Below are 26,175 nucleotides of genomic sequence, written 5' to 3'. Positions count from 1 at the left end.
TCGACGGCGAGGGATCGCCTGGTCGGCGTCAGGCGGAGGCGCCCACGCGCTCCTTGGTGCCCGACGGCGTGGCCTCCCCGGTCTCGGCCGGTGCCGGGGACTCCGCGGTCGCCTCGGACGACGCGTCGTCGTCCTCGTCCACGAAGAGATCCTCGGCGGTGGCGGCCTCGTACTGCTCGAGGTCGAGGATGCCCTCGCGCTTCGCCACGATCGTGGGCACGAGCGCCTGGCCCGCGACGTTGACCGCGGTGCGGCCCATGTCGAGGATCGGGTCGATCGCGAGCAGCAGGCCCACGCCCGCGAGCGGCAGGCCCACGGTCGAGAGCGTGAGGGTCAGCATGACGATCGCGCCGGTGAGGCCCGCGGTCGCGGCGGAGCCGACGACGGACACGAACGCGATGAGCAGGTAGTCGGTGATCGACAGGTCGATGCCGAAGATCTGCGCGACGAAGATCGCCGAGATGGCCGGGTAGATCGAGGCGCAACCGTCCATCTTGGTGGTCGCGGCCAGCGGCACGGCGAACGACGCGTACTCGCTCGGCACGCCGAGGTTGCGCTCGGTGACGCGCTGCGTCACGGGCAGCGTGCCGATCGAGGAGCGCGAGACGAACGCGAGCTGGATCGCGGGCCACGCGCCGCGGAAGTAGCTCGAGATCTTCAGGCCGTTGGTGCGCAGCAGGATCGGGTAGACGACGAACAGCACGACCGCGAGGCCGACGTAGATCGCGACGGCGAACCACGCGAGCGACGCGAGCGACGTCCAGCCGTACGCCGCGATGGCGTAGCCGATCAGGCCGGCGGTGCCGATCGGCGCGAGGCGGATGATCCACCACAGCACCTTCTGCACGATCGCGAGCGCGGAGCGGTTGAACGCGAGGAACGGGTCCGCCTTCTTGCCCGACTTGAGCGCGGCGATGCCGATCACCAGCGCGACGACGAGGATCTGCAGGACGTTGAAGTTCACCGAGGTCTCGGCGGCACCCGTCAGCGCGCCGTCGTCCCCGGTCGTCAGGCGGGTCGACGCCCCGAGGCCCAGGACGTTGCCCGGGATGAGGCCGGTGAGGAAGTCGAGCCACGTGCCGGTGCGGCCGGCCTCGTAGGCGTCGTCGACGGACACCGAGGCGTTCTGGCCCGGGTTGAACAGCAGGCCCAGGCCGATGCCGACGGCCACGGAGATCGCCGCGGTGATGGCGAACCACAGGAGCGTCTGGCCGGCGAGGCGCGCGGCGTTGGTGACGGTGCGCAGGTTCGCGATCGACGCGACGATCGCGGTGAAGATGAGCGGCGGGACGACGGCCTTGAGCAGCGTGACGAACGAGGAGCCGACGGTGTCGAGCGTCGTGGTCAGGCCGTTGGGAACCTCGCCGGCCGCGTCCTGCGGGCCCATGGCGAGGGCGAGGGCACCGAGGCCGACGCCGACCGCGAGGCCCAGCAGGATCTGGACGCTGAACGAGGGGAACCGGCGTTTCTTCGTGGCGGGTGCGGCGGCCGGGGCCTGGCTCACCTGCTGCGAGCCGGCCTTGGAGGAGGCCGGTGAGGGGGTCGAGGACACGGGGGACCTTTCGGGTGTCGCGGGCGCACGAGCGCCCGCTCTCGGGAGAGGGGCTCGGGACGTCGTCGCGGGGCGCCGGCAGCAGCGCGGCCCGGGCAGGGACGCAGGCACGGAGGTGGCCTGCGGCCTGACGGGGTGCGCGCCACGCGCGTCAGAGCGGCTCAGGTCGCGAGGCGACCCAGGGTCCTGACGGGTGTGCGGAGGCGGGGAGGCGTCAGCGGCGACGGGGGGTCAGCGACACAGCGCGCTGGCGACTCGACGGAGGTCGACGTCGCGGCGCTGGGTGAGCTGCCAGGCAGGCACGCTGACGAACACGGAGGTTCTCCCGGAACGGTGGGTTCTCGCTGGACGCGGGCATACGGACGCCCGCGGCAACCGATCATACCCGCTCGTGGACAACCGTCCGGCGGCCGGACCTATTCCGGCCGCCGCGGAGCGGCGGGCGTCAGGCGTTCGGCGCGTCGAGGAACGCGTGCATGAGCGGCCCCGCCGTGACGGCGCCGCCCTCGCCCGTCTCGACGAACACGGCGACCGCGAGGTCGCCCTGCGTCGCGATCATCCACGCGTGGGACTGGCTGCCGTCGCCGTACTGCGCCGTGCCCGTCTTCGCCCCGGGCTCGCCCGGGAGGTCCTGGAGGATCGACGCCGAGCCGTCCGTGACGACGCCGCGCATGAGCTCGCGCAGCGTCGCCGCCTCCTGCTCGGTGAGGGTCGAGGCGGGCTGCTCCTCGGCGACGGTCTGCACGTCCGGGTGGACGAGGACCGGCGCCACCGTGCGCCCGGCGGCGACGCTCGCGGCGACCGTCGCCATCGCGAGAGGCGAGGCCTGGACCTTGCCCTGCCCGATCATCGACGCGGCGTGCTCGGTGCCCTGCGAGTCGGTCGGGACGTCGCCGAAGAACGCGGGCGCGCCGAGCTCGGACTCGACGCCCAGCCCGAGCGAGGCGGCGGCGTCGTGCAGCGCCTGCTGCGACACGGCCTCCCGCTGCCCGATCATCGCCGTGTTGCACGAGTTCGCGAACGCCGTGCGCAGCGGCACGTCGCCGAGCGCCGCCGTCGGGTAGCCGGGCACGTTCTGGAACTCGCGGCCCTCGACGGTCAGCGTGGGCGGGCAGGAGACGGTCGTGTCCGGGGTGAGGCCCGCGCGCAGCATCGCGAGCGTCGTCGCGACCTTGAACGTCGATCCCGGCGCGTACTGGCCCGTCGTGGCGGTCGAGAGACCCTCGCCCGCGGTCGAGCTCGCCGCCGCGAGCACGGAGCCCGTCGAGGGCTGGATCGCGACGATCGCGCTCGGTCCCTGCCCGGCGAGCACCGCCTCGGCGGCGACCTGCATGTCCGGGCGCAGCGTCGTGCTCAGCGGCACGCCGTCCACCGGATCGACCGAGAACACCTCCGTCGGCTCCGCGTCCGCGTCCGCCTCGCCCGGCACGACCTCGATCGACAGGCCCGGCACCCCGCGGAGCTGCTCGTCGTACTGACGCTGGAGGCCGGAGATACCGACCTGGTCGCCCGCAGCGACCGCGCCCTCGGACTCCTCGACGATCTCCGCCGTCGCCTCGCCCACGCGCCCGAGCAGGGGACGCGCGAACTCGCGCGTCGGGGCGAGGGGGATCGCGTCGTCGATGACCGCGACGCCCTCGATGCCGCGCGCCGCGTCGACGTCGACGCCCGCGGTGTCCTCCGCGCGGACGGTGATGGCCTCGACGAACGCCCTCTCCCCGGCGCCCGCGACGCGCTGCGCGTACTCCTCCGGGTCCAGCCCGACGACGCCCGCGAGCGCCCGCGCCGCGCCGTCCCACTGGGCGGAGCCCACGCGCGTCTTGTCGACGCCGATCCGGTAGACGGGACGGTCCTCGACGATGGGGACGCCGTCGGCGCCGAGGATGCCCGCACGGACCGCCGGCACGCGGCTCACCGCGAGCCGGCCGCCCTGGCCGAGCTCGGGGACGAGCACGTCGGGCTCCCACACGACGTCCCAGGCGCCCGGGCCGTCCTCGCCCTCGCCCGGCTCCGCGAACGTGAGCTCCGCCGTGGTGGTGTACTCCCAGGCCTGGTCGCCCGCGACCTCCCAGCGGTAGGCGAGCGTCGCCGTCGCGCGGTCGCCCGCGTCGTCGCCCTCCTCGTCGACGTCCACCGACTCCACCTCGACCGTGCGCTCGTACGGCGCGAGCGGCTCGAGCACCGCCTCCAGGTGGCCCTGGACGTCCTTCGCGGCGCCGTTGCGGAACTCCAGCGCGCTCACGTCGCCGGCCTGGAGGGCGTCGGCGAGCGCGGCTGCGGCGTCGGACGCCTCCGGGCGGTCGGGCGTGCACGCCGCGAGGGGCAGGGCGAGGACGAGCGCCGCGGCCGTCGTCCAGCGGGCGGCCCTCCCGCGCCACCGGCCGTGCGTGCCGGACCGACCGTGGCCGTGCGCGACGCTGCTCACTCGTTGTGCTCCCCTGCTCCGTGCCGTTCGGGACGAGACGGACGCTACCCGACGGCACCGACGCCGCCGGCACCGACGGACGGACCGGCCCGGTTCGTCCGCCGCTTCTTCACCTCCCACAACTTCTCCCACGTCCCGCGGAGCCGCGACGCGCTCCCCTTCCCCGCACGCTCGCCCGGTCTTTGCGCAGGTGTGCGGGCGCGCGCCGCGATCCCGGGCTGATCCTGCGCTTTTCCTGAGGAACAGGTGCGCCAGAGTTGAGGAGGACTCCGTACTTTTCGAGTCATGACTCTCCACACCCCCGAGACGACCCCCGCCCCGCGCCGCGACAAGCGCCGCGCCTTCGCCGCCTTCGGGCTGGCGGCACTTGCCGTCGGCGGCATCGGGGCGGCGCTCACCAGCGCCGCCTGGACCGACAACGCGTTCTTCGCGGCGCCCGCGACGGCCGCGACCTTCGACCTCCAGGGGTCGCTGGACGGGACGACCTGGAAGGACTCGGCCGACCCGGACGCCATCGAGCTCGTCGTGCCGTCGGACGCGCTCGCGAACCTCCTGCCCGGCCAGACGCGCACGATCGACCTGTGGGTGCGCAACGAGAGCTCGGTGAAGGCCGCGCTCACGTCCAGCGTCCGCTTCGCCTCGGGCTCGACGTTCACCACGAACCCCTCCGCCTCCGTCTCCGGCCTCGCCACGACGCTCGACGCCGCCGGCGGGACGTCCAGCGACCAGTTCCGGCTCACCGTCACGGCACCGAGCGACTGGGCGCCGTCGAACCAGGGGGCCACCGGGACGCTCGTCGTCACGGTCTCCGCCACCGCGACGGCCTGACCCGACGCCGCACGCAGGAGGAGGAGAACCACCGATGCAGGTACTGCGGCGCGGGGCCGTCCTCGTCCTGTGGGTCCTCGCCGCCTTCGGGCTGGTGTGCGGGGCGGTGTGGGGCGCGACCGCGGCCGGCCTTATCAAGCCCCTCGTCGTGATCTCCGGATCGATGGAGCCGGGGATCATGACGGGCGACCTCCTGGTCGCCCGGCCGGTCCCGGCGGCCGACCTGGCCGTCGGCGACGTGGTGAGCCTGCCCAGCGAGCTGACCGGCGACCTGGTGACCCACCGCGTCGAGGCCGTCGAGCAGACGGGCGACGACCAGTACACGGTCAGCATGAAGGGCGACAACAACGCCTACGCGGACGCCCTGGACTACACCGCCTCGGGCGACGTCTGGAAGCCCGCGGTCCAGCTCGCCGGCTGGGGCACCGCGATCGTGCGTCTGACGACCCCCGCCGTGGCAGTCCCCCTCCTCGTCGGCCTGCTCGGCCTGCTCGGCCTCACCCTGCTCGTCCCGCCCGCACCGCGGCGCGTGCCGGTCCACCGGTGACCGGCACCCGGACCGGCCGGAGGGCCGGCGGGACCGCCGGTCCCACGGCCGGGCGCCGCACGCTGAGCCTGTTCCTCGCGGTCCTGACCCTCGTGACGGTGTCGTGGTGGGGGGTCGCCCACGCGGCCGTCGAGCCCACGACGGCCGCGTGGACGGACCAGGCCCAGGCCGCCGCGCCCGTCTCCGCCGGCCGGTGGCAGACGACGACGGCCGGCACGTGCGTCGCGCGCGGCGAGGGTCGCACCGTCCTCTCCGGCTGCACGGTCCGCTCGATCTCGTTCGAGACGTGGGGCGAGCCGGGGAGCCAGGTCCGCAACTACTACGTGGCCTTCACCGTGCCCGCGGGCACGCGGTCGGTGTCCTTCGACGTCGACCTCCGGGCCGCGACCGGCCAGGAGACCTCGTGGCGGTGGAGCGGCGCCCACGTCGTCGCCGGGGGCCAGTTCACCCCGCAGCAGGGCTGGACCTGCGCCGACCTGCCGCGCGTGCGCGGGGAGGGCGCCGACTGGCAGAACCCGATCTACTTCCAGGTCGCCGAGCAGGGCGGCGGGGGCACGTCGGCCTGCCCGTGACGCGCGTCCGCCGTGGACGTCAGTCCGGCGTGACCGGGCTGATGACGTACCAGAGGCGCACCGACGCGTCGCCCCCCGGCCCGGGCTCGTGGCTGATCTGCACGGACGTCTCGACGTCGCCGTTCGACCCGTTGATGCCCGTGCGGGCCCGCGTCCCGCCCGCGCGCGACGCGTCGAGCGACGCGGGCAGCTCGTCGAGCCACCGGTCGACCTGCGACCGGGGGAAGCCCAGCACCTGCGCGTCGGCCACGAGCTGGTCGTGCACGGCCTGCCCGCCGGAGAGCGTGCGGAAGACGTTGATCGCGCTCACGTACCCGCGCCGGGGCTGGATCGTCAGCTCCTCGGCCGTCGTGGTCCACGTGCCGTCGGGGAGCGTCACCTCGACCTCGGCCGCGCCGTCCGGCACCTGCACGACGGCCATCGACTCGCCCAGCCCGACGGACTCCGCGGTGATCGGCCTGCTCACGTCCCAGCGCACGGTCTCGCCCCTCTCGATGTCGTCGATCGTCGTCGTGCCCGCCTCGCCCCCGCCGCCCTCGCCGCCCGAACCGCCCGACGACGTCGGGCCGCCCGGGGCGGTCGTCCCGCCCGGTCCGGTGGCCGCGTCGTCCGGGTCGCCAAACGTCACCGTGCACCCCGTCAGCACGAGAGACCCGGCGAGCGCCCCCGCGAGCAGGACCGCGGCGACGCCGGCCCTCGGCGCCGTCCCGTGCGCGCGACGGAACCCCCGGCTCACTGGTCCACGTCCACGTCCCACTCGGTCAGTCTGTCAAGGATGCGCCCGATGCGGGCGGGGTTGGTGAGCCGGTAGTCGGCGATCCGGTCCGAGACGTCGGTGCCGATGATCTGCGCCGCCTGGTCCGGGTGCTGCGTGACGAGCTGCTGGTAGGCGGGCAGCGTGTCGTTCGAGATGTACTCCCAGCGGGTCGCCTGGTCGGCGATGTTCCCGCCCGGCAGCGGCGTCTCCACGGTCACGGTGCCCTGCACCGGGTTGTCGAACGTGATGCCCGTGAACGGGATCCCGAGGTTCTCCGGGCCGGGCGTCTCGACGCTGACCGTGAAGGGGTCGTGCTGCGCGTACGTGCCCGCGCCGGGGATCGACGGCTCGCCGACGAGCGTCATGAGGTACGTGAACGCCTCGCCGGTGACCGGGTGGTCGCGCATGGTCTGCCAGTCGTCGGCGATGATCTGGTTCTGCTCGCGCCACAGCAGGGCGGTGTTGCCGTCCGCGAGCGCCTGCGCGTCGCCCGCCCGGCCGGCCTCGACGTCCGCCCACGCCTGGTACGCGGCGCCGTCGATGACGCCGGCCTCGAGCAGCCGCTCCATCTCCTGCATGCCGCCGTTCAGGTACGCCTCGTGCATGACGGCCTGGTCCACGAAGATCTCGCGCTGCATCGACAGGAACTGGTTCTCGTAGAAGCCGAGCTCGGCGTCCGACATCGTCGCGATCGCCTCGAGCGCCGCCCGGTCGACGCCGGGCGGCAGCGCCCGGGCGCCGCTCGCGACGCCCTGCGCGAGCTGCCGCATCATGTCGAGGTCGAAGAACCCGGCGGCGAACGACGGCCCGATCATCGCGGCCATGCCGGCCCACTGCATCCACGGGTTGTCCAGGTAGAGCTCGCCGTAGTACGTGTAGACGCTCTCGATGATCTCGCGGTTGGCCGACGCCCCCGCGGACGGGTCCCAGTCGGCGAAGTCGAACCCCGCCTCGCCCGCGGCGACGCGCGTCCAGTGCGTGACGGCGAGCTCCGCGAACCCCGGGGAGTCGGGGTCGACACCGAGGCGCACCATCTGGTCGTAGAGCGCCGCGACCTGCGCGTCCGTCGCGTTCTCGAGCCACGCGGCGCGCTCGCCCGCGTCCATCGCGGCGTACTCGCCAGGCGTCGGCGTGGGGACGGTCTGCTGCGGCCCGCTCGGGCCGGACGTGGGCGCGCCGCCCGGGCCCGCGAGGGCGCCGCCGTCGGCGCTCGCGGACTCCTGCTGGTCGGCGTCCGTAGCGAGGCGGTCGGCGGCGGCGTCGAGGAGGCTCGCGGTGCCGGTGAGCGAGGGCCCGAGCGTGCTGGCCCACGCGCTGCGGAACTGCGCGGCGTCGGGCCCGTCCCACCGGGTCGCGGCCTCGACGACGGCCGCCACCTGCGCGCGATGGGTCCGCAGCGCGTCGGCGCCGGAGCGCAGGCCGGACGCGAGCGCGCGCAGCGCACGGACGTCGGCGCCCCACATCCCGCTCATGCCGTCCCCTCCCGCCCCTGCGCGTCCCCTCACGCGCACGCGTCGACGCCTTCGTCCTCGACGGTCGCACGCCGACGGTACGCGGCCGGGTCGACCGCCGCGATGGGGACAACTGCCCATGCCCGGACAGGGCGGGCGCGGCGGCGCGCCTCAGCTCAGGCGGCGCTCCAGCCGCACCACCACCGTGTCACCGACGTCCTTGCCGAGGCGCTTGCGCACGCCGGCGTTGAGCGACAGCATCAGCCCGCCCGACCCGGTCGGCATGAGCCCCGCGTTGCGCAGCGCGACGTCGTCGACGGTCGCGTCCACGCGGACCGCGCGCAGCGACCCGAAGAGCTCGCGCGCCCCGGGCACCTCCACGCAGGGCCACGTGTCGCCCTTGACGTCGACGCCGACGGGCGCGGTGAACGTGTGGTCGAGGAGGACGGGCTCGAACGACATGGGAGTGCTCCGGTGGGTCGTGCGGTCGTGGTCGGGGGGTCTGACCGGCCGAGGGCCGAGAACTCGTCGGTCGTGGTCGAGCGACGTTCAGGCGTCCCGCACCGACGTGCCCATGCGCTCGACCGCCTCGGTGAGCACGTCGACGCCCGTCGCGAGGTTGAGGCGGACGTGCCCCTGCCCGCCGGGGCCGAACCGGCGCCCGTCCTCCAGCGCGACGCGCGCGCGGTCGAGGAACCACGACCGGGGGTCCGCACCCGCCGGGCCGGGCAGACCGCGCGCGTCGAGCCACGCGAGGTACGTCGCCTCGCCGGGCCGGTAGCGCACCGCGGGCAGATGCTCCGCGAGCAGGTCGGCGAGGAGCCACGCGTTGCGCTCGACGCCCGCGAGGACGTCGTCGAGCCACGCCTCGCCGTGGTCGAGCGCCGCGACGTGCGCGAGCACGGCCACGTGCTGGACGCCGTGGCTCGCCTCCTCGGGGATGCGCCGCAGGTCGTCGGCGGCGTCCGGGCCGGCGACGGCCGCCGCCGCCTTGAGGCCCGGCAGGTTCCACGCCTTCGACGCGGAGACGATCGCGACGGCCGATCCCGCCCCGGGGACGGTGAGGAGCGGCGTGTGGGTCGTCGCGGGGCGCCCGTCGAGCCCGGGCCGCGTGAGGGGCGCGTGGATCTCGTCCGCCACGACGCGCACCCCGTACCGCGCGGCGAGCGCCAGGCCGTCCGCCAGCTCCGCGCGCGTGTGCGCGGTCCCCGTCGGGTTCTGCGGGTTGCACACGAGCCAGACGGCGCGGCGCCCGCTCCCCGGGCCGTCACCGTTCGCGGCGGCACCGGTCGCGTCGGCGAACGCCCGCTCCAGGGTGTCGAGGTCGAGACGCCCGTCGGTGCCCAGCGGCGCGTCGACGACGCGGCGCCCCTCGTTCGCGGTGAAGCCGTAGAACGGCGGGTACACGGGCGGGTTGACGACGACCGCGTCGCCCGGGGACGTGAGGACGCGCAGCACCTCGACGATCGCGACCATGACGTCGGGCAGCGTGCGCGACGTCGCCGCGTCGGGCGTCCAGCCCCAGCGGCGCCGGGCGAAGCGCGCGTACGCCTCGCCGTACGCGGTGCCGACGTCGTACCCGGTGTCGCCCGAGCGCAGGGCGGCCGTCACGGCGTCCACGACCGCGTCGCACGGCGCGACGTCCATCTCGGCGACGAACAGCGGCAGCACGTCGGGGGCGAAGGTGCGCCACTTCACCGACGTCCGACGGCGCAGCTCGTCGAGCGTGAGGACGTCCAACGGTGTGCGCATCGTGCCCCTCCTCGGTGCGGGCCGAGCGTCTGCCCGGCACCGGTCGGCGGGCCTGCCCCGGTCGGCCGACCCGGCCCACCCTAGGCGGGCTCGGGCTCCGTCGCCGCGGGCGCGCCCTCCTCGGCCGCGGCGTTCGCCGGGCTCGTCGCGAGCACGACGCACCCCCCGACGGCGGCCAGCGTCGCCACGACGGCGGGCGCCGCCCAGCCCGACCGCACGACGTCGCCGAGCACGGCGAGGCCGACGATCCCCGGGGCGAGCACCTCGATCACGGAGACCGTCGCGGCGACCGTCCCCACCGCGCCCCGCTCCAGGGCGCGCAGGTAGGCGAGCGCGCCCGCGACGCCGCCGAGCACGATCGCGAGGGCGAGCGGCTGGAGCACGGTGTCGAGCAGGTCGCCGGACGCGTGCGCGCCGCGCGCCGCCACGGCGGCGACCGAGTAGCCGAGGCCGCCCAGGACGGCGAGCAGCACGGGGTGCCCGCGTCGGTACGCGGCGGCGGTGCCGACCGCCACGGCCACCCCGGCGACGTTGACCCAGGTCGTGAACCCGGCCGGCGGGTGCGTCGCGGGCTGCTCCCCCGCCGCGAGCGCCAGCACCACGAGCCCCGCGACGACGACGCCGATCGACACGACGTCCGTGCGACGCAGCGTCGCGCCGAGCACGAGGCGGGCGAGCAGCACGACGGCGACGAGCGACGCCGCGACGACCGCCTGCACCACGAAGAGCGGCAGGTGGTCCAGGGCGAGGAGGGAGAGGAGCCAGCCGACGCCGTCGACCACGAGCCCGCCGACGACGAGCGGCTGGGCCACGGCCGCGAGGCCGTGGGCCCGGCGCGTCGCGACGGCCTGCATGATCGTGCTCACCGCGTACAGGAGGCTCGCGGCCACGGCGGCGAGCAGCGAGAGGATCACGACGCGACCCCGAGGCCGTCGCCCGCGGCGGGCGCGACGCGGGCCGCGCGCACGGGCACGCTGGGCCGTTCGGTCGGGGCGGGCACGTTCCGATCATCCGCCACCGCGGCGCGCACCGCGCGGGCGGGCCTACGGCTCCGGACGTCCGGGCGAGGCGGTCAGGCGCCGTCGCGCGTGGTCGCGGTGGTCAGGCCTCGTCGCGCGCGGGCGCCGCGTCCCGACGGCCGCGCGCGTGGGCGGGCCGCTCGTCGTCGTGCACCCAGCGCCAGACGCGCGTCACGACGAACCACACGACCGCCGCCGCGACGACGGCGATGACGACCTTCTGCAGGACGCCCGCGTACTCCTCGACGACGTGCCACTGCTCGCCGAGCGCGTACCCGGCGTAGACGAAGATCGTGTTCCACACGGCGCTGCCGGCGGTGGTGAGCGCGGTGAACTTCCACAGGGGCATGCGCTCGACGCCAGCGGGGATCGAGATGAGGCTGCGGAAGATGGGGATGAAGCGGCCGAAGAAGACCGTCGCGCTGCCGTGCCGGAGGAAGAACTGCTCGGTGCGGTCGACGTCCTCGACCTTGACGAGCGGCAGGCGCTCCGCGATCCACCGCGTGCGCTCGCGCCCGATGATCGCCCCGACCGTGTAGAGCGCGAGGGCGCCGACGACGGACCCCGCCGTCGTCCACAGGATCGCCTCGACGAGCCCGAAGCTCCCCTGGCTCGCCGTGAAGCCCGCGAGCGGCAGGATGATCTCGCTCGGCAGCGGCGGGAACAGGTTCTCGAGGGCGATGGCGATCGCGGCCCCGACCGGGCCCAGGGTCTCCATGAGGTTGACCGCCCAGCCGGCGACGCCGTCGAGAGCGGGCTCCGCCGTCGTGGCGGCGGGCACGGCGGCCGTCAGGGCGGCGGAGAGTCCGGAGGGCATGGGTCACGAGCCTAGGCGAGCGGTCCGTGGCGCGAGCGCCGATGCGGCCGGGAGGGTGTGGAGGTCTCGTGCGGAGGCGCGGGACGCGCGGAGGACCGGCCCGCTCAGCCGCGGACGAGCTCGTCGAGGCGGCGGATCGGGTCCCAGGCGCCCGCCTCGCTGTTCGACAGCACGACGACCGTCACGCCCGGCGCCCCGGCCTGCGGCGACGCGTCCGGGCCGTCCGCGGCGGCCACCGGGTCCGGGTAGTGGCGCAGGATGGCGCTCGCCCCGGTGTTGATGCCGTCCTTGTACGCCGAGCGCACCGACCCGTCGGCGAGCAGCTCGAACTCGAGCCCGAAGCCGTAGTGCACGCTCGGGGCGGGCTCGGCCCCGTCCGTGTCGTCCGCGCCGTCGTCGTGCAGCACCTGCGGGGTGAGGAACGCGCGCGTGAGGTCGGGCGGGAGGAGCTCGCCGCCGCGCACCGCCGCCCAGAACCGGGCGAGGTCGCGCGCCGTGACGTGCGCGCCGCCGTCGGGCGAGCCGACGGGCGGGTAGGAGTAGACGTTCTGCCGCCACCCGGTGACGGGGCCGTCGTCGTCCGGGCCCTCGTGCACGGGCTCCCAGCCCTCCGCGACGTCCGGCTCGGCCTCGTCCATGCGGAAGAACCCGGAGCGGTCCATGCCCGCGCGCGCGAACACGTGCTCGCGGACGTGGTCGCGGTACGTCGTCCCGGTGACGGACTCCAGCGCGAGGCCGGCGAGGACATAGCCGACGTTGCAGTAGCGACACCCCTCGCCGGGCGCGAAGTTCGGCTCCTTGTGGACGAACCCGGGCAGGAAGTCTGCCGTGCGCGTCACGGAGTAGCTCGGTCGGTCGACCCACAGCTCCTCGTACGACTCCCCCGCCTCCTCGTCGGCGTCGTCCGCGATGCCCGACGTGTGGGTCAGCAGGTGCCGGATCGTCACCTCGCGCGGGATGGTCGTGCCCGCAAGGTCCACGTGGTCGTGGACGCGGTCGTCGAGCCCGAGCCGGCCGTCGCCCACGAGCTGGAGCACCGCGACGGCGGTGAAGAGCTTGGTGACGGACGCGACGTCGAACCGCGTGCTCGTGCGGACCGGGACGCCCCAGCGGCGCGACGCGACGCCGTAGGCGCGTTCGAGGAGCACCTCGCCGTGGCGTTCGACCCGCACGACGCCGGAGAAGTCGTCGGCGTCCGCGGCGGAGCGCAGGTGCGTGTCGAGGGCGGCGAGAGCGGCGTCGTCGAGCGCGGTCATGGCCCGACCGTAGGCGGGCCGGGGCGCTCCCGGCCAGGACTTTTGTCCCGGAGAGCCGCACGTCGTCACGGGTGGGAGCGCTATCACGGTACGGTCGCCGCATGGCGACCTCGACGACGACCCCCGCGCTCGGCGTGATCCTCCCGCGCGAGCTCCCCGCCGACCTCATCGTGCCGTTCGCGCGCCGCGCGGAGGAGGTCGGCCTCGACGAGCTGTGGGTCGTCGAGGACCTCACCTTCCACGGCGGGATCGCGCAGGCCGCGACGGTCCTCGCCGCGACCCAGCGCCTCACCGTCGGCATCGGGATCCTGCCCGCCGCCACGCGTGCGCCGTCGACCGCCGCGATGGAGGCCGGCACGCTCGCCGCCCTGCACCCCGGCCGCCTGCACCTCGGGCTCGGGCACGGCATGCCGGCGTGGATGCGGCAGATCGGCGTGTGGCCCGCGAGCCCTCTCGCGATGCTCGAGGAGACCACCGCGACCGTGCGCGCCCTGCTGCACGGCGAGCGCGTCAGCGTCGCGGGCCGCTACGTGTCCGTCGACGACGTCGCCCTCCACGCCCCGCCCGCCTCGCCGCCGCCCGTGCTCGCCGGGGTGCGCGGCCCGCGGTCGCTCGAGGTCTCGGGCCGCGTCGCGGACGGGACCATCCTCGACATGCCCGTGACCCCCGAGTACCTCGCCGTCGCGCGCGCCGCGATCGCCGCCGGGCGCGCGAGCGCCGGGGACGCGGCCCCGCCCGCGCACCGCGTCGTCGCGTTCTCCGTCGGCGCCGTGCACGACGACGTCGCGACGGCCCGCGAGATCGTCCGCCCCTACCTCGCGGTCCTCGGCGAGGCCGACTGGTCCGCCCAGATCGACCCGCTGCCCTTCGCCGACGCGTTCCGCGCCCTGCGCGACGCGGGCGCCACCCCCGACGACTTCGCCGCCGCGATGCCCGACGCGTGGGTCGACGCGCTCGCCGTCGTCGGGTCGCCCGAGGCCTTCCGCGCGCGGCTCGCCGAGCTCGGCGCCGGCGGGGTGTCCAGCGTCGTCCTCGTCGCCACGACAGCCGACCCTGCCCGGCCGGACGACCCGTTCAGCGCGCTCGACGCGCTCGCCGCGGTGACCCGCCCCGCCGTCTGACGGCGGCCGTCGACCTGCGAGACCGCGCCGGAGAGCCGACCATGGGCAGGTGAGCGAGCACGCACCGACCTACACCGAGACCTGGCCCCTGCTGAGCCCGGGAGACCGCCGTCGGCTCGAGGAGCTCGACGACCTCGAGACCGACATCCTCCGCCAGCTCTCCGAGGCGTTCGCCGACGAGGTGGACGCCCCCACGCTCGGCGAGGTCCAGGTCGAGCGGCTGCGGGTCTACCGCGACGCGCAGGCCCGCGCACAACGGCAGCGGACACGCGCCTGACCGCCCCATGAGCGCCCCGGGGCCACGCGCGTCCCTCGTCGACACCGTGCTCGGCGCGGTGCGCGAGGGCACGTCGGTCGTGGTCTCCGGGCTCCCGGGCTCCGGCCGGTCCACGCTCCTCGCGCGCGTCCGGGCCGCCGTCCTCGACGACGACCGGCACGTCCTGTCCCTCGTGGGCGTCGGCCCCGGCGCCCCGCGTCCGCTCGAGTCGCTCGTCCTCGCCGGGGTGCTCGACGCCGCCCCCGGCCAGCCCGTGTCGCTCGGGCGCGCGGTCGACGCCGTCGAGCGGGCGCTCGGCACCGGGCCGGCGGTCCTCCTCGCGGACGACGCCGACGCGCTCGACGACACCTCCGCCGCGGTCCTCGGGGCGGTCTCCGCCCGCCAGGACGTCACCGTCGTGCTGAGCCAGCGCCCGCCCTACCCCGCGGCCCCGGTCGAGACCGTGCTCGGCGGCCGACCCGCGACCGCGCTGCCGATGCCGCCCCTCGCCTTCGAGGAGATGCACGCCACCGCGAGCGCGCTGCTCGGCGGCGACCTCGACGCCGGTGTCGCCGGTCGCCTGTACGGCCTGTCCGGCGGCCTGCCCGGCCTGGTCCGGTCCGTCGCCACCGAGGCCCGGCGCGCCGGCCGCCTCGTCGAGGAGTCCGGGACCTGGGTCGCGCGCCGGGACCTCGTGACCTCGGCGCTCGCCGGCGACGTCGGCCGCCTGGTCAGCGGGCTGTCGCCCGAGGAGGTGGACGGCGTCTGGGCGCTCGCGGCGACCGGCGCCGCGGAGCTCGGGACGGTGCACCGGTTCCTGCCCTGGCCCGTGCTCGTCGCGCTCGACGACCACGGCCTGGTCCGCTTCGTCGAGGCCGAAGGTCGCACGACGGTGACGCTCTACCCGCCGCTCGTCGGGGAGCTCCTGCGCCAGACCGGGGGCGCGCGGGCGCTGCGCGCGGCGGAGCAGGTCGCCGACGCGCTCGGCAGCGGCCGGGCGGACGAGTGGGACCCCCTCGCGCGCACCGTCGACACCGCCGTCCCGACCGGCTGGGCCGCGTCGCGCGAGTCCGCGGCGATCCTCGGCCGCGCCCTGCGCCGGCACACCGCCGCCCAGCTCCTCGCGCGCCGCGACGCCTGGGAGCGCACCCCGACGACGCGGAACACCGTGCGCTACCTCGACGACCTCGCCAACGACGAGGCTCCGCCGGACGCGATCGAGCAGGTCCTCGCGCGGGCGCACGACCTCGCGCCCGCGGAGACCGGTCGCGGGAGCTTTCTCGCCGCGTGGGAGGCCGTCTACCGCGCGGTCGTGCTCCACGAGCGCGACGCGGCCCTCGCCCTGCTCGAGCCGACGACGACCGCGCACGACGACGTCGAGGACGCCGTCCGGGAGGCCGTCGCCCAGCACGTCCTGCTCGCCGTGGGCGACGTCGAGGGCACGGGACCGTCCGCGGAGCTCCCGCCGCCCCTCGACCGCCCTCCGGCGCGTGCGGACGTGACGGTCCCGCCCGGAGAGGCGCTGCTCGTCGGGCCCGACAACGTGGTGCGGCTGGTCCGCGGCGAGGTCCTGCTCGCCCGGGGGCGGGTCGACGACGCGGGCGTCGAGCTCGACCGTGTCGTCGTGCCGCAGTCGGCGGACCGTCAGGACGCGCCCTCGTGGCGGTCCCTCGCGCTCCTCTGCTCGGGCGAAGTGGAGGCGGCCGTCGAGCGGTCGCGTCGGCTGCTGGACCAGGCGCGCGACCGGTTCGCGGCGTCCCAGATCGAGCCGCACGGCCACGTCGTCGCGCTCGGCCTGTACCTCCAGGGCCGGTTCACGTCGCTGCGCGAGCACCTGACGAGCGTCTTCGCCGCCGGCGCGCACGCGCCCCTGCGCCCGAGCACCCGCGCGGGACTGCGCTGCCTCGGCGCCGAGCTCTCGCTCCGCGAGGGGAACGTCACGAGCGCGCGCTCGCTCGCGCGCCAGCTCGACGCGCTGCAGCTCCTCGCGGCGTCCACGCCGCTCGCCCGGCCGCACCCGCTCGCCGCGGAGCTCGCGCTCGCGACCGGCCAGGCCGGGCCCGAGGTCGCGACGCGCGCGGCGTGGGAGCTCGTCGAGGCGATGGACCGCCGCGGGTACCTCGTCGCCGCGCTCTTCGACGCGGCCTGGCTCGTGACCCTCTGGCCCGACGCGCGTCGCGCCCGGCAGGTCGCGGAGCACGCGGCCGCCGCGCAGGGCACCCTCCTGCCGGCCCTCGGCCACTACGTCGTCGCCGCCGCCGACCGCTCGCCCGAGGCGCTCCTCGCGGCAGCCGACGACCTGCGCGCCCGCGGCCTCGTGCTGCACGGCACCCAGGCCCACGCGACCGCCGTCCGGCTGCTGCGCGACGACGGTCGCACGGCCCTCGCCACCGACGAGGCGCACCGGCTCCGCACCCTCGTGGCGACCGGGGGCGAGGAGCTGGACCTGCTCGTGCCGCCCGTCGCGCCTGCGGACACCCTGAGCCCGCGCGAGCGCGAGGTCGCCCGGCTCGTCGCGCGCGGGCTGAGCAACAAGGACGTCGCGCGCGAGCTCGTGCTCAGCGACCGCACCGTCGACAACCACGTCTACCGGATCTTCCGGAAGCTGGGCATCACGTCGCGCGACCAGCTCCCGTCCGTGCTCTGACGACCGACGTCGTCCCGCCGGCGCCGCGTCAGTAGCGCCAGGCGCGCATGTCCTCCTGGTACGTGCGCTGGACCGTCGGGGACAGCAGGGTCGACGGCGGCAGGTCCCGCGGCGGGTTGTCGGCCGGGAGGCGCGTGGCCGCCGCGAGGGACGCGGCGTCGTGGAAGCGCAGCCCGTCCGGGAGGGGCGTGCGCGCGAAGGGGCCGGGCACGACGTCGGCCGGTCCGCCCGGGAGCGAGAGCGCGAAGCCCCACTCCCCGAAGGAGGGCACGTTGACGGTGAGCGGCACGACGGTGCGCCCGGGCGCCGCGGCGCGGACGGTCGAGACCACCTGCCAGAACGCGTCGGGCGTGAAGTACGACGACGTCGCCTGCGTCGCGAACGCGCCGCCGGGCCGCAGGTGCGCGGCGACCATGCCGTAGAACTCCTGCGAGTAGAGCTTGGCGACACGCTCGGACGAGGGGTCGACGAGGTCGACGAGCACGACGTCGAACGTCTGCGGCGTGTCCTCGACCCAGCGGAACGCGTCGGCGTTGACGACCGTGACGCGGGGGTCGTCGAGCGCGTGCTCGTTCACGGCGGTGAGGAGCCGGTTCTCGCGCGCGAGGTCGGTGACGGCGGGGTCGAGGTCGACGAGCGTGACCTCCTGGACCGAGCCGTAGCGCAGGACCTCGCGCGCGAGGAGGCCGTCGCCGCCGCCGAGGATCGCGACGGACGCGGGCGCCGCGACCGACGTCATCGCCGCGTGCGCGAGCGTCTCGTGGTACCGCGCCTCGTCGACGGAGGAGAACTGGAGCTGGTTGTCGAGGTAGAGGCGCGTATCCCCCTGGTACTCGGTGACGACGACCTGCTGGTAGGCGCTGCGCTCCTGCGCGACGACCGGGTCCTGGTACATCCCCGCGCTGATGCGCGCCTCGAGCCACGACGACGCCGCGAACCCGGCGAGGAGCACGACGAGCGTGACGCCCGCGAGCACCGACCACCGCGGCGGGTGGCCCATGCGCGCGAGCATGAACCCCGCGACGGCGACGTTGAGCACCGCGACCGCGAACGCGGTGCGCACGAGGCCGAGGTAGGGGAGCAGCAGGAAGGGGAACAGCAGCGAGGCGGCGAGCGCGCCGAAGTAGTCGAGCGCGAGCACCTTCGACAGCAGCGAGACGGAGCCTTCGCTCCCCCGCTCCTTGAGCACCGCCACGAGGAGCGGGATCTCGACGCCGATCGCCGTCCCGATCGCGAGCGACAGCACGACGAACACGACCCACGCGAGCTCCGTCGCCGCGTACGCCCAGAACAGCGCGAGCACCGACGTCCCGCCGAGGAGCGAGAGCACGAGCTCGTTGCGCACGAAGCTCAGCCCCGCGGTGCGCTGCAGACGCGGCGCGAGGAGCGAGCCGAGGCCCATGCCGAACAGCGTGAGCCCCGTCGCGACGGAGAACGCGACGACCGAGTCGCCGAACAGGTACGACGCCGCCGTCCCGAGGATGAGCTCGTAGACGAGCCCGCCGACGGCGACGAGCAGCGCGGCGGCGAACACGGTCGGTCGGTCGAGGTGGCGCGCCCCCGAGCGCCCGGCGGGCGCGTCGCGGTCCGCGGCCGCGTCCGCCCCGGGCGGGCAGCCGGGCGGGACCTCCTGCTGGTCGAGCACGGTCAGGAGCTGATCGTCCCCGCGATGATGAGGCCGATCGCCACGGCGAGGCCCGCGATCATCACGCCGAACGCGACGTTGTGCTCGTCGACGAGCTCGCGGTGCAGGTTGAGCCGGAACACCTTGTTCGCGACCACGAGCGTGACGAGCAGCAGCACGATGCCGAGCACCGAGTAGAGGACGGTCGAGAAGAAGGACCAGAGGAACGCCAGCGGGGCGGCGGCTGAGATCACGGGGTCTCCCGGGTTCGGGTCGTGGGACGGGCGGACGGGTGCAGGGGTTCGGGGCCGGGACGGGCGGGCGCGGGTCGGGTCACTTGCCGAGCCCTCCGCCGCCCCCGCCGTAGACGGTGCGCCGCACGCACGTGCCGTCGTCGGTCGTGCCGACCTGGCCGGTGGTGGGCGACGTCGTGACGACGGACCGGGGCGTGCACGACGCGCTGCCCGAGGCGGCGCGGGCGGCGCACGACCCGAGACCGAGCAGCACGACCGCCGCGACCGCGAAGGCGACGAACCGCCCGCCGGGGACCGTGCGCGGCGCGACGCGACGCCCGAACAGGCGCTTCTGCTCGGCGCTGTCGAGACGGCGCCCGTGGTAGACGGAGGTGACGGGGCCGAGCGGTCCGGTCGTGCGCTCGATCGACACGATCGTCCCGTGGGCCGAGAGGTCGACGTACTCGACCTCCTGCCCGACGGCGAACGGCTCGGCGAACTGCCCCTCGACGTGCTCGACGCGCCCCGTCCCGTGCTCGCGCACCGTGAGCGTGTGCTGGCGCCCCTCGAGGGTCAGCCCGAGGGTCCGGCCGGTCTGCAGGCCCGAGAGGTCGACGACGGGCGGCCACGGCTCGGTCGGGTGCAGGAGCGTCACGTCGCGCGTGTCGTGGTCGTACTCGACCCACACGTCGGAGCCGTCGTGGGCGAGGAGCTGCCACTCCTCCCACGTGAACGTGGAGCCGCCGTGCACGGTCGAGAGCACGGCGACGGCGCGCGGCGTCGCGCGCTGCGGCGGGGCGCCGACGAGGTCCTCGCCGACGCGCATCGCGAGCCGCGGGCGGAGCGTCCTGCTCACACGAGGCTCCGCACGGCGACGTCGGCGGCCCCGAGCTCCGCGGCGAGGAGCGCGCGCACGTCGTCCGTGAACGTGGCCGACGCCGGGGCGCGGCACGTCGTGAGGGTCACGTAGGCCGTGCCGTCCTCGGGCCAGGTGTGCACGGCGAGGTGCGACTCCGCGAGCAGCAGCACGACGCTGGTGCCCTGCGGCTCGAAGCGGTGGGACACCTCCCCGAGCGGCGTCATCCCGGCCTCGCGGACGATCGCGTCGAGGCAGCGGCGGACGGTCGGGTCGTCGTCGAGCAGCGCCGGGTCCGCGCCCGTCACGTCGAACACGTGGACGAGGTTGCGCTGCACGTCCACGCCCCTGTCGGTCTCGGTCCTGCCGGCCGGCGCGGGCGAGCGGCCCGCGGTCCGGTGGCCGCCGTCGGGCCGGGCACACCCTAGCCGACCTGCGGCGTCGGCAGACGGGCGGACCCGCCGCGCGAGACCGGCCGCCCGTCCGCACGGGCGGACCCCGTCCAGGGAGCGGGCGACGGCCGTTCGCCTACGATGCGCGGATGGATGCCGAGTGGTTCGTCGACGCCACGGCGCAGTGCGCCGTGGGTCGGCAGGCGCGCGAGGTCGCGTGGGAGCGGACGCCCCTGGGCCTGCCCGACGAGTGGCCCGAGGCGCTGCGCCACGCCGTCCGCCTGTGCTTCTCGACGCAGTTCCCCGTCATGCTGGTCTGGGGGCCGGACCTCACGCTGATCTACAACGACGGCTACGAGGAGATGCTCGGCACCGCCAAGCACGCGGGCGCGCTGGGCGCCCCGGCGGCAGTGGTGTGGGCGGAGATCTGGGACGAGGTCGGGCCGCTGTTCGACGAGGTCCTGCGCACCGGGCGCGCGTCGTCCGACCGGGACCTGCACCTCGTGATGAACCGCTCCGGCTACGACGAGGAGACGTTCTTCACCTTCTCCTACAGCCCGCTGCGGGACGACGACGGCCGTATCGCGGGCGTGCTCGACATCTCGACGGAGACGACCCTGGCGGTCGTCAACCAACGCCGCCTCGCGATGCTCGGGGAGCTCCAGGGCGCGCTCCCGACGACGTTCACCGACCTGGCGACGTTCGGCCGCCCGGTGCTCGACGTCCTCGCCGGGAGCCCCGACGTCGCGCGCGCCGCGTTCTACGACGTGCGCGGCGCGCGCCCCCGCGTGGTCGGGTCGGTCGGCCCGGAGGCGGAGCCGGCGGAGACCCGCCTCGTCGAGCGCGTGTTCCGGACCCGCCAGCGCATCGTCTCGCAGGGTCTCGTCGTCAAGCCGCTGCGCGACGCGGTGCGCGGCGGCGTGGCCGGGATCCTCGTGCTCCGAGCGAGCCCGCTGCGCCCCTGGGACCGCGACTACGCGCGGTACCTCGCCGGCCTGGCCGCGACGGTCGGGGCCGCGCTGCGCGACGCGGTCCGCCTGCGCACGACGATGGACGCGCTGCGGCTGCGGGTCGAGCGCTCGGAGGAGCAGACGGCGCAGATGCGCGAGGTCGCGCTCGCGCTCCAGCAGGCGGTGCTCACGGAGCCGCCCGACCCCGACCACCTCCAGGTCGCGGTGCACTACCAGCCCGCCGCGCTCGACCGCGACATCGGCGGTGACTGGTACGACGGGTTCGTGACGCCCGACGGCGCGACGACCCTCGTGGTGGGCGACGTCGTCGGCCACGACCTCGCGGCGGCGGTGATGATGGGGCAGCTGCGCGGGCTGGTGCGGGCGATCGGCTACGACAGCGGTGAGTCGCCGGCGCGCGTCCTCGAGCGCGTGGACATGGCGGTGCAGGGGCTCGCGCTCGGGAGCGGCGCGATCGCGACGCTGGTCCTCGCGCGCATCGAGCAGAGCCCGGAGCAGCGTCGCCACGGGGCCCGGACGGTGCGGTGGTCGAGCGCGGGGCACCTGCCGCCGATGCTCGTGCGCGCGGACGGCCGCGTCGACACGCTCACGCGGCGCAACGACCTGCCGCTCGGGCTCTCCCCGGGCACCGTGCGGACCGAGCACACGGTCGAGCTCTACCCGGACGACACGCTCGTGCTGTACACCGACGGGCTCGTGGAGCGTCGCGGCCACAACCTGCGCGACGACCTGGCCGACCTCGCCCGCGCGCTGGAGAGCACGCACCGCGGGCCCATCGAGGAGGTCGTCGAGGCGGCGCTCACGCGGATGCTGCCGGGGCCGGGCGAGGACGACGTCGCGCTCGTCGTGCTCCGGACCGGCCCGGAGGACGCCCCGGTCCACGGGACCGCCGAGATGCCGGGTGACACGTCCGCCGAGATGCCGTCCGAGCGCGGAGCGCCCGTGGCCTGACCGGTGCGACGACGGGCTCCCGGGGTCTCACGACGGGGTGCTGCGGTCGCACGGTGGTACGACGAGGGGTCGTCCCCCGCCCGTGACGGGCGGGGGACGACCCCGGGCCGGTGCCGCGCTGCGGCGCCGGTCGGCCGTCAGCCGCAGGTGGTCGCGGCGTACGGCGCGACGACCTCCGTGCTGACCTGCTCGCCGTCGACCGTCGCCGTGGCGGTGACGGTCGCCTCGCCCGCCTCCGCGGACGGGGCGCGCACCGCGAACGACTGGTACGCGTTCGCCCCCGGGGCCACGGCGGTGACCGCCCTGGTCCCGAACGGCGTGGCGAGCGTGACGTCCACGGGGACGTCCTCGCCGTTCGTCGCGCGCACGGCCACGTAGGCCTTGCCCGCGAGGCAGCGGGTCTCGGCCGTGACCGTCACGTCGAGCGTCGGCTCCTCGCCGTCGTCACCGGCGTAGACCTGGGCGACCTCGGCGTCGGACAGCGCGCGGTCGAAGACGCGCACGTCGTCGATCGTGCCCGGCCAGTAGTCGACGGGGTTGCCGCTCCACTGCCCGCGCCCGATCGTCAGCGGACCGGACGGCGTGGTGCCGCCGCACACGTCGGACTGGCCGACGAGGTCGCCGTTGACGTAGAGCTTGAGCTTCTGGTCGGCCGCGTCGCGGACGCCCACGACGTGGTACCAGTCGCCCAGCACGGGCTGCACGACGTACTCCGCGCGCGGCTCGCCGTCGTACGAGAAGGCCCACCGGCCGCCCCCGCCGTACTGGAGGTAGAACGCGCTCGAGCCCGTGACCGAGTCCTGGCCGACGATCGTCGACCACGCGCCACCGGGCGTCTTGTCGAGCTGGACCCACGCGGACACCGTGTACGAGCCGGTCGTGTCGACCACGGGACCCTCGGTCGCGAACGACTGGTTCGTGCCGTCGAGCCTGATCGCGGACCCGCTGTCGCCGTGACCGGCGACCCACGTGCCCGTGCCCGACGCCGCGTGGTCGCCGACGCCGTCGGCCGCCGTCGTGCCCTGGCCCTCGTCGAACGACCAGCGGCCCGTGCCGGTCAGTCCCGGGGTGCCCGGGTCGACGGGCGCCGAGCCCTGCACCGCCGCCGCGACGACCCGCTCGTTGACGTCCTTGACGCGCGCGGCGTCCATCTTGAGGACGCGCCGGTCGTACGTCCAGAAGCCGTTCAGCTCGTTCTCCACGTCGGAGATCTCCGTGTACACCGAGCCGGACAGGTAGCACTGCGCCGGCCGCACGAGCTTCTCGGTGTTCTGCACGTACGCGTCGGTCAGCGCCTCGCTGTTTGCGACGCCCCCGTACGGGTTGGCGGACACGCCCGGCCACATGTGGCCCGGGACGCTCATCGAGAAGCCGCCGTGCTCGCCGTCGATCGCGGCGCGCGTGGCGTCCGGCTTCGGCAGGGCCGGGCCGGTGTACTGGTGCCAGTCGATGATGTCGCCCGTCTTGGAGTCACCCTTGGACGCGCAGCAGTTGTAGCCGGAGTGCGTGTTGAGGATGCGGCTCGGGTCGTACTCGTCGATCACGTTGCCGATCCGCGCCGTGTCGGCGAGGTTCCACTCGCCCCAGCCCTCGTTGAACGTCACCCAGCCGACGATCGACGGCACCGAGCGGTGCTGGTCGATGATCGTCTTCATCTCCTGCTCCCAGAAGACGCGCGACGCCGGGTCCGTGTCGCCGTTGTCGAACCACCCGCTCGGGATGTCCTGCCAGACCATGAGGCCCAGCGTGTCGGCGTGGTGGTACCAGCGGGCCGGCTCGACCTTGATGTGCTTGCGCACCGTGTTGAAGCCCAGGTCCTTGTGCGCCTGGAGGTCGAACACGTACGCCTCGTCGGACGCGGGCGTGTAGATGCCGTCCGGCCAGTAGCCCTGGTCGAGCGTCGACATGAGGAAGGTCCTCTCGCCGTTCAGCAGGATGCGCTGGACGCCGTCCACCTTGGAGACCTCGATCGAGCGCATGCCCGCGTACGACGCCACGGTGTCGGTCGAGTCCCCGTCGGTGAGCGTGACGTCGACGTCGTAGAGGTACGGGTCGTCGGGCGACCACAGGTGCGCGTCCGGGATCTCGACCGCGAGCAGCTCGTTCGCGGCGCCGGTCGCGGTCCCGACCTCGGTGCCGTCCGCGTCCCGCACGACGGCGGTGACCTCGGCGGCGTCGGACGCGGCGGCCGACTGCGCGGTCACCGCGAGGACGCCGGCCTCGACGTCGGGCGTCGTGACGACGGCGTCGATCGCCGCCGCCGGGACGGGCTCCATCCACACCGTCTGCCAGATGCCCGACGTCGGGGTGTAGAAGATGCCGCCCGGGTTGAGCGTCTGCTTGCCGACGGCCTGGTTGCTGCCGTCCGTCGTGTCGACGACCCGCACGACGAGCTCCTGCTCCGCGCCCGCGACGAGCGCGTCGGTGACGTCGAACGAGAACGCGTCGTAGCCGCCGCGGTGCGTGCCGACCTCCTGGCCGTTCACGTACGCCGTCGCGACGTAGTCGACCGCGCCGAAGTTCAGGCGCAGGCGGTTGTCGCTCCCGACCGCCCAGTCCTGCGGCACCTCGAACGTGCGGCGGTAGAACATGTCGTCCTCGCGCCGCTCGATGCCCGACAGCGCGGACTCGACCGCGTACGGGACGACGATCTCCTCGTCGAGGTCGCGGCCGCTCGGCACGGCGTCGTCGGACTCCGCCGCCTCGAACTGCCACACGCCGTTGAGGTTCTGCCACGCGTCGCGCGTGAGCTGGGGGCGCGGGTACTCCGGCAGCGGGTTCGTCGGGTCGAAGTCGTCGGCCCACGGGGTCTGGATCCGGAACTCGGAACCGTTGGTGACCGGCAGGTTGAGCGGCCCGACCTTCTCGCCGCCGACCGTCAGGTCGCCCTCGCCGTCGTAGACGAGGCGCGCGGTCGACGCGCGGTCGACGGGCTCGGCCAGCGTGATGCCGAGGACGTCGCCCTGCGCCGCGACCTGCGCGACGGGCCACGCGAGCTGGTCGACCTGGACCTTGAGGTGGTCGACGAGGCTCTCGTCGACGCCGCCCGCGGCGCCCTCGAACGCCACGTTGAGGCTCGTGCCGTCGCTCTCGAGCGCGGCCTGCGCGGGGAAGACGACGAAGTCGTCGGGGTACGTGAAGGCGTCGGTCGGCACGATCTCACGTTGCTGCGAAGGGCTCTGCCACCGCAACCGGAGGTGCGACCCGCCGGTGTTCTGGAACATCTCCATGCGGAACGCGTACTCCTGGCCCGCCTGCAGCTGCACCGGCGCGGACGTCTGCTCGACGTCCCAGTCGTCGACCCAGTGGTCGATGACGAGCCGGTCGTCGATCCACAGCCGGAACCCGTTGTCGCCGATCGCGGAGAACGTGTACGCCTCGCTGTAGTCGGGCGTGATCTGCCCCGTCCAGCGCGCGGACGTGCGCTCGCCGCGGCCGGTGAGCTCGGCGAACGTCGGGACCAGGTTGGGGAACTCGATCCGCTGGTCGGGGATCGTGGCCTTGAGGTCGGTGAGCGGCCAGCCGGGTCCGCCGGACAGGAAGTACTCGCCCTTGAGCCCGTTGTCGAGGGCGAGGTCCTGGGCCGCGACGTCCTGCGTGGCCTCGTCGGTCGGGGCCGACGGCGTCGCGGTCGCCCCCGCCGCCGTCGCCACGGCCAGGGGCACCGTGAGCGCGGCGGCCAGTGCCGCCGCCAGGATCCTCGCCGGTCTGCCCCGTGGGGGTGCTACCGCTGTCATGGACTGCATCCGTGCTTCCTCCTCGTCGAGTGAATCCAGGGACTGCACGACGCGGCGGCGAACCGGGCACCGATGCTCCGGCGGTCGCCGTCCTTGGCGCACCGCACAACGTCTCCCCAGAATCAAACAACTTCCACCAGAAAAAGACAACACGGCACAGCACAGAACAACTGATCGGCGTCACGAGGTGTCGGCGACGGGCCGTGGACAGGTGGCACGCGGAGCGACGCGGGGGGCGGTGCGCGTGTCGTCCCACCGCGTCAGCGGGAAGTGCGGAGCGGTAAGAACACCCCCGCACGCAAAAACCCTCGGCCAGAGGCCGAGGGCTGCGGAGGCAGGGCCCCGTGTTCGGCACTCGGCCTAATGGGGTCCTGCACCCCCAGGCTACGCGCCCCGATGCGCGGCGGCAAC

Annotated in this window: 21 protein-coding genes; 7 read left to right on the top strand and 14 right to left on the bottom strand. The window is 74.9% G+C overall.

Going from position 1 to position 26,175, the window contains the following annotated elements; genetic code table 11:
- Positions 1–28: 28 nt before the first annotated feature.
- Complete coding sequence (locus tag E1O70_RS06400) at positions 29–1,504, bottom strand: dicarboxylate/amino acid:cation symporter (protein WP_061268413.1); 1,476 nt, start codon at positions 1,502–1,504, stop codon at positions 29–31.
- A 493-nt stretch (positions 1,505–1,997) separates the two neighbouring features.
- On the bottom strand, positions 1,998–3,977 hold the full coding sequence (locus tag E1O70_RS06395; RefSeq protein ID WP_082774613.1) for a penicillin-binding transpeptidase domain-containing protein: 1,980 nt from the start codon (positions 3,975–3,977) through the stop codon (positions 1,998–2,000).
- 285 nt (positions 3,978–4,262) lie between these two features.
- On the opposite strand from E1O70_RS06395, the gene E1O70_RS20380 reads away from it, so the two are divergent.
- Genes E1O70_RS20380 through E1O70_RS06380 form a run of 3 tightly spaced genes read left to right on the top strand, consistent with a single transcriptional unit; the run spans position 4,263 to position 5,924 of the window.
- Complete coding sequence (locus E1O70_RS20380; protein WP_021483509.1) at positions 4,263–4,805, top strand: hypothetical protein; 543 nt, start codon at positions 4,263–4,265, stop codon at positions 4,803–4,805.
- Between the two features lie 34 nt (positions 4,806–4,839).
- On the top strand, positions 4,840–5,352 hold the full coding sequence (locus E1O70_RS06385; RefSeq protein WP_061268364.1) for a signal peptidase I: 513 nt from the start codon (positions 4,840–4,842) through the stop codon (positions 5,350–5,352).
- Positions 5,349–5,924 (top strand): hypothetical protein, encoded by a 576-nt coding sequence (locus E1O70_RS06380; protein WP_061268365.1) that lies wholly within the window; start codon positions 5,349–5,351, stop codon positions 5,922–5,924. The genes E1O70_RS06385 and E1O70_RS06380 overlap by 4 nt, the downstream gene beginning before the upstream one ends.
- Before the next feature lie 19 nt (positions 5,925–5,943).
- Here the strand turns inward: E1O70_RS06380 and E1O70_RS06375 are convergent, their stop codons facing one another.
- The 7 genes from E1O70_RS06375 to E1O70_RS06345 all read right to left on the bottom strand — a co-directional run bounded on the left by E1O70_RS06375 (position 5,944) and on the right by E1O70_RS06345 (position 12,976).
- Positions 5,944–6,660 (bottom strand): hypothetical protein, encoded by a 717-nt coding sequence (locus E1O70_RS06375; protein WP_061268366.1) that lies wholly within the window; start codon positions 6,658–6,660, stop codon positions 5,944–5,946.
- Positions 6,657–8,153: a hypothetical protein gene (locus tag E1O70_RS06370; protein WP_061268367.1), complete on the bottom strand. Its 1,497-nt coding sequence runs from the start codon at positions 8,151–8,153 to the stop codon at positions 6,657–6,659. The genes E1O70_RS06375 and E1O70_RS06370 overlap by 4 nt, the downstream gene beginning before the upstream one ends.
- A gap of 150 nt (positions 8,154–8,303) precedes the next feature.
- Positions 8,304–8,594 carry a DUF1905 domain-containing protein gene (locus E1O70_RS06365; protein WP_061268368.1) on the bottom strand — a complete coding sequence of 97 codons (291 nt, stop codon included), beginning with the start codon at positions 8,592–8,594 and terminating at the stop codon, positions 8,304–8,306.
- An 87-nt stretch (positions 8,595–8,681) separates the two neighbouring features.
- On the bottom strand, positions 8,682–9,884 hold the full coding sequence (locus tag E1O70_RS06360) for a MalY/PatB family protein (protein WP_043652185.1): 1,203 nt from the start codon (positions 9,882–9,884) through the stop codon (positions 8,682–8,684).
- Between the two features lie 80 nt (positions 9,885–9,964).
- Complete coding sequence (locus E1O70_RS06355; RefSeq protein WP_061268369.1) at positions 9,965–10,798, bottom strand: hypothetical protein; 834 nt, start codon at positions 10,796–10,798, stop codon at positions 9,965–9,967.
- Positions 10,799–10,985: 187 nt separating this feature from the next.
- Complete coding sequence (locus E1O70_RS06350; protein WP_082774614.1) at positions 10,986–11,720, bottom strand: DedA family protein; 735 nt, start codon at positions 11,718–11,720, stop codon at positions 10,986–10,988.
- Positions 11,721–11,824: 104 nt separating this feature from the next.
- A complete protein-coding gene (locus E1O70_RS06345; protein ID WP_061268370.1) occupies positions 11,825–12,976 on the bottom strand; it encodes a serine hydrolase domain-containing protein in 1,152 nt (383 codons plus the stop codon).
- A gap of 101 nt (positions 12,977–13,077) precedes the next feature.
- Here E1O70_RS06345 and E1O70_RS06340 point away from each other — a divergent pair, with 101 nt between their 5' ends.
- The 3 genes from E1O70_RS06340 to E1O70_RS06330 are packed head-to-tail and all read left to right on the top strand — an operon-like array spanning position 13,078 to position 17,000.
- Positions 13,078–14,097 carry an LLM class flavin-dependent oxidoreductase gene (locus E1O70_RS06340; protein WP_061268371.1) on the top strand — a complete coding sequence of 340 codons (1,020 nt, stop codon included), beginning with the start codon at positions 13,078–13,080 and terminating at the stop codon, positions 14,095–14,097.
- Between the two features lie 49 nt (positions 14,098–14,146).
- Complete coding sequence (locus E1O70_RS06335) at positions 14,147–14,374, top strand: hypothetical protein (RefSeq protein ID WP_043652196.1); 228 nt, start codon at positions 14,147–14,149, stop codon at positions 14,372–14,374.
- 7 nt (positions 14,375–14,381) lie between these two features.
- Entirely contained in the window at positions 14,382–17,000 is a 2,619-nt protein-coding gene (locus tag E1O70_RS06330) for a helix-turn-helix transcriptional regulator (RefSeq protein ID WP_061268372.1), read from the top strand.
- Positions 17,001–17,028: 28 nt separating this feature from the next.
- On the opposite strand, the gene E1O70_RS06325 is transcribed toward E1O70_RS06330, so the two are convergent.
- The 4 genes from E1O70_RS06325 to E1O70_RS06310 form a co-directional block, all read right to left on the bottom strand.
- The gene (locus E1O70_RS06325; protein ID WP_082774615.1) at positions 17,029–18,645 is read right to left on the bottom strand and encodes a polyamine aminopropyltransferase; all 1,617 of its coding nucleotides are present in this window, start codon (positions 18,643–18,645) and stop codon (positions 17,029–17,031) included.
- A 2-nt stretch (positions 18,646–18,647) separates the two neighbouring features.
- The gene (locus E1O70_RS06320) at positions 18,648–18,878 is read right to left on the bottom strand and encodes a DUF350 domain-containing protein (RefSeq protein WP_034656213.1); all 231 of its coding nucleotides are present in this window, start codon (positions 18,876–18,878) and stop codon (positions 18,648–18,650) included.
- A 79-nt stretch (positions 18,879–18,957) separates the two neighbouring features.
- Positions 18,958–19,713, bottom strand: a complete 756-nt coding sequence (locus E1O70_RS06315; protein WP_061268373.1) for a DUF4178 domain-containing protein — start codon at positions 19,711–19,713, stop codon at positions 18,958–18,960.
- A complete protein-coding gene (locus E1O70_RS06310) occupies positions 19,710–20,057 on the bottom strand; it encodes an S-adenosylmethionine decarboxylase family protein (RefSeq protein ID WP_061268374.1) in 348 nt (115 codons plus the stop codon). Before E1O70_RS06310 ends, E1O70_RS06315 begins: the two co-directional genes overlap by 4 nt.
- Before the next feature lie 197 nt (positions 20,058–20,254).
- Here E1O70_RS06310 and E1O70_RS06305 point away from each other — a divergent pair, with 197 nt between their 5' ends.
- Positions 20,255–22,027, top strand: a complete 1,773-nt coding sequence (locus E1O70_RS06305) for a SpoIIE family protein phosphatase (RefSeq protein ID WP_061268375.1) — start codon at positions 20,255–20,257, stop codon at positions 22,025–22,027.
- Positions 22,028–22,164: 137 nt separating this feature from the next.
- On the opposite strand, the gene E1O70_RS06300 is transcribed toward E1O70_RS06305, so the two are convergent.
- The gene (locus E1O70_RS06300; protein WP_128957652.1) at positions 22,165–25,764 is read right to left on the bottom strand and encodes a LamG-like jellyroll fold domain-containing protein; all 3,600 of its coding nucleotides are present in this window, start codon (positions 25,762–25,764) and stop codon (positions 22,165–22,167) included.
- Between the last annotated feature and the right edge of the window lie 411 nt (positions 25,765–26,175).

Source organism: Cellulosimicrobium funkei, from assembly GCF_004519295.1.
Lineage (GTDB): Bacteria > Actinomycetota > Actinomycetes > Actinomycetales > Cellulomonadaceae > Cellulosimicrobium > Cellulosimicrobium funkei.
This window is presented reverse-complemented; position numbering and strand designations above follow the sequence as displayed.

What these genes read in the sequence shown, in the direction of transcription:
- E1O70_RS06360 (WP_043652185.1), bottom strand. Translation starts at nt 9,884, where the DNA reads ATGCGCACACCGTTGGACGTCCTCACGCTCGACGAGCTGCGCCGTCGG.
- E1O70_RS06330 (WP_061268372.1), top strand. Translation starts at nt 14,382, where the DNA reads ATGAGCGCCCCGGGGCCACGCGCGTCCCTCGTCGACACCGTGCTCGGC.
- E1O70_RS06345 (WP_061268370.1), bottom strand. Translation starts at nt 12,976, where the DNA reads ATGACCGCGCTCGACGACGCCGCTCTCGCCGCCCTCGACACGCACCTG.
- E1O70_RS06365 (WP_061268368.1), bottom strand. Translation starts at nt 8,594, where the DNA reads ATGTCGTTCGAGCCCGTCCTCCTCGACCACACGTTCACCGCGCCCGTC.
- E1O70_RS06340 (WP_061268371.1), top strand. Translation starts at nt 13,078, where the DNA reads ATGGCGACCTCGACGACGACCCCCGCGCTCGGCGTGATCCTCCCGCGC.
- E1O70_RS20380 (WP_021483509.1), top strand. Translation starts at nt 4,263, where the DNA reads ATGACTCTCCACACCCCCGAGACGACCCCCGCCCCGCGCCGCGACAAG.
- E1O70_RS06305 (WP_061268375.1), top strand. Translation starts at nt 20,255, where the DNA reads ATGGATGCCGAGTGGTTCGTCGACGCCACGGCGCAGTGCGCCGTGGGT.
- E1O70_RS06350 (WP_082774614.1), bottom strand. Translation starts at nt 11,720, where the DNA reads ATGCCCTCCGGACTCTCCGCCGCCCTGACGGCCGCCGTGCCCGCCGCC.
- E1O70_RS06385 (WP_061268364.1), top strand. Translation starts at nt 4,840, where the DNA reads ATGCAGGTACTGCGGCGCGGGGCCGTCCTCGTCCTGTGGGTCCTCGCC.
- E1O70_RS06370 (WP_061268367.1), bottom strand. Translation starts at nt 8,153, where the DNA reads ATGAGCGGGATGTGGGGCGCCGACGTCCGTGCGCTGCGCGCGCTCGCG.
- E1O70_RS06300 (WP_128957652.1), bottom strand. Translation starts at nt 25,764, where the DNA reads ATGACAGCGGTAGCACCCCCACGGGGCAGACCGGCGAGGATCCTGGCG.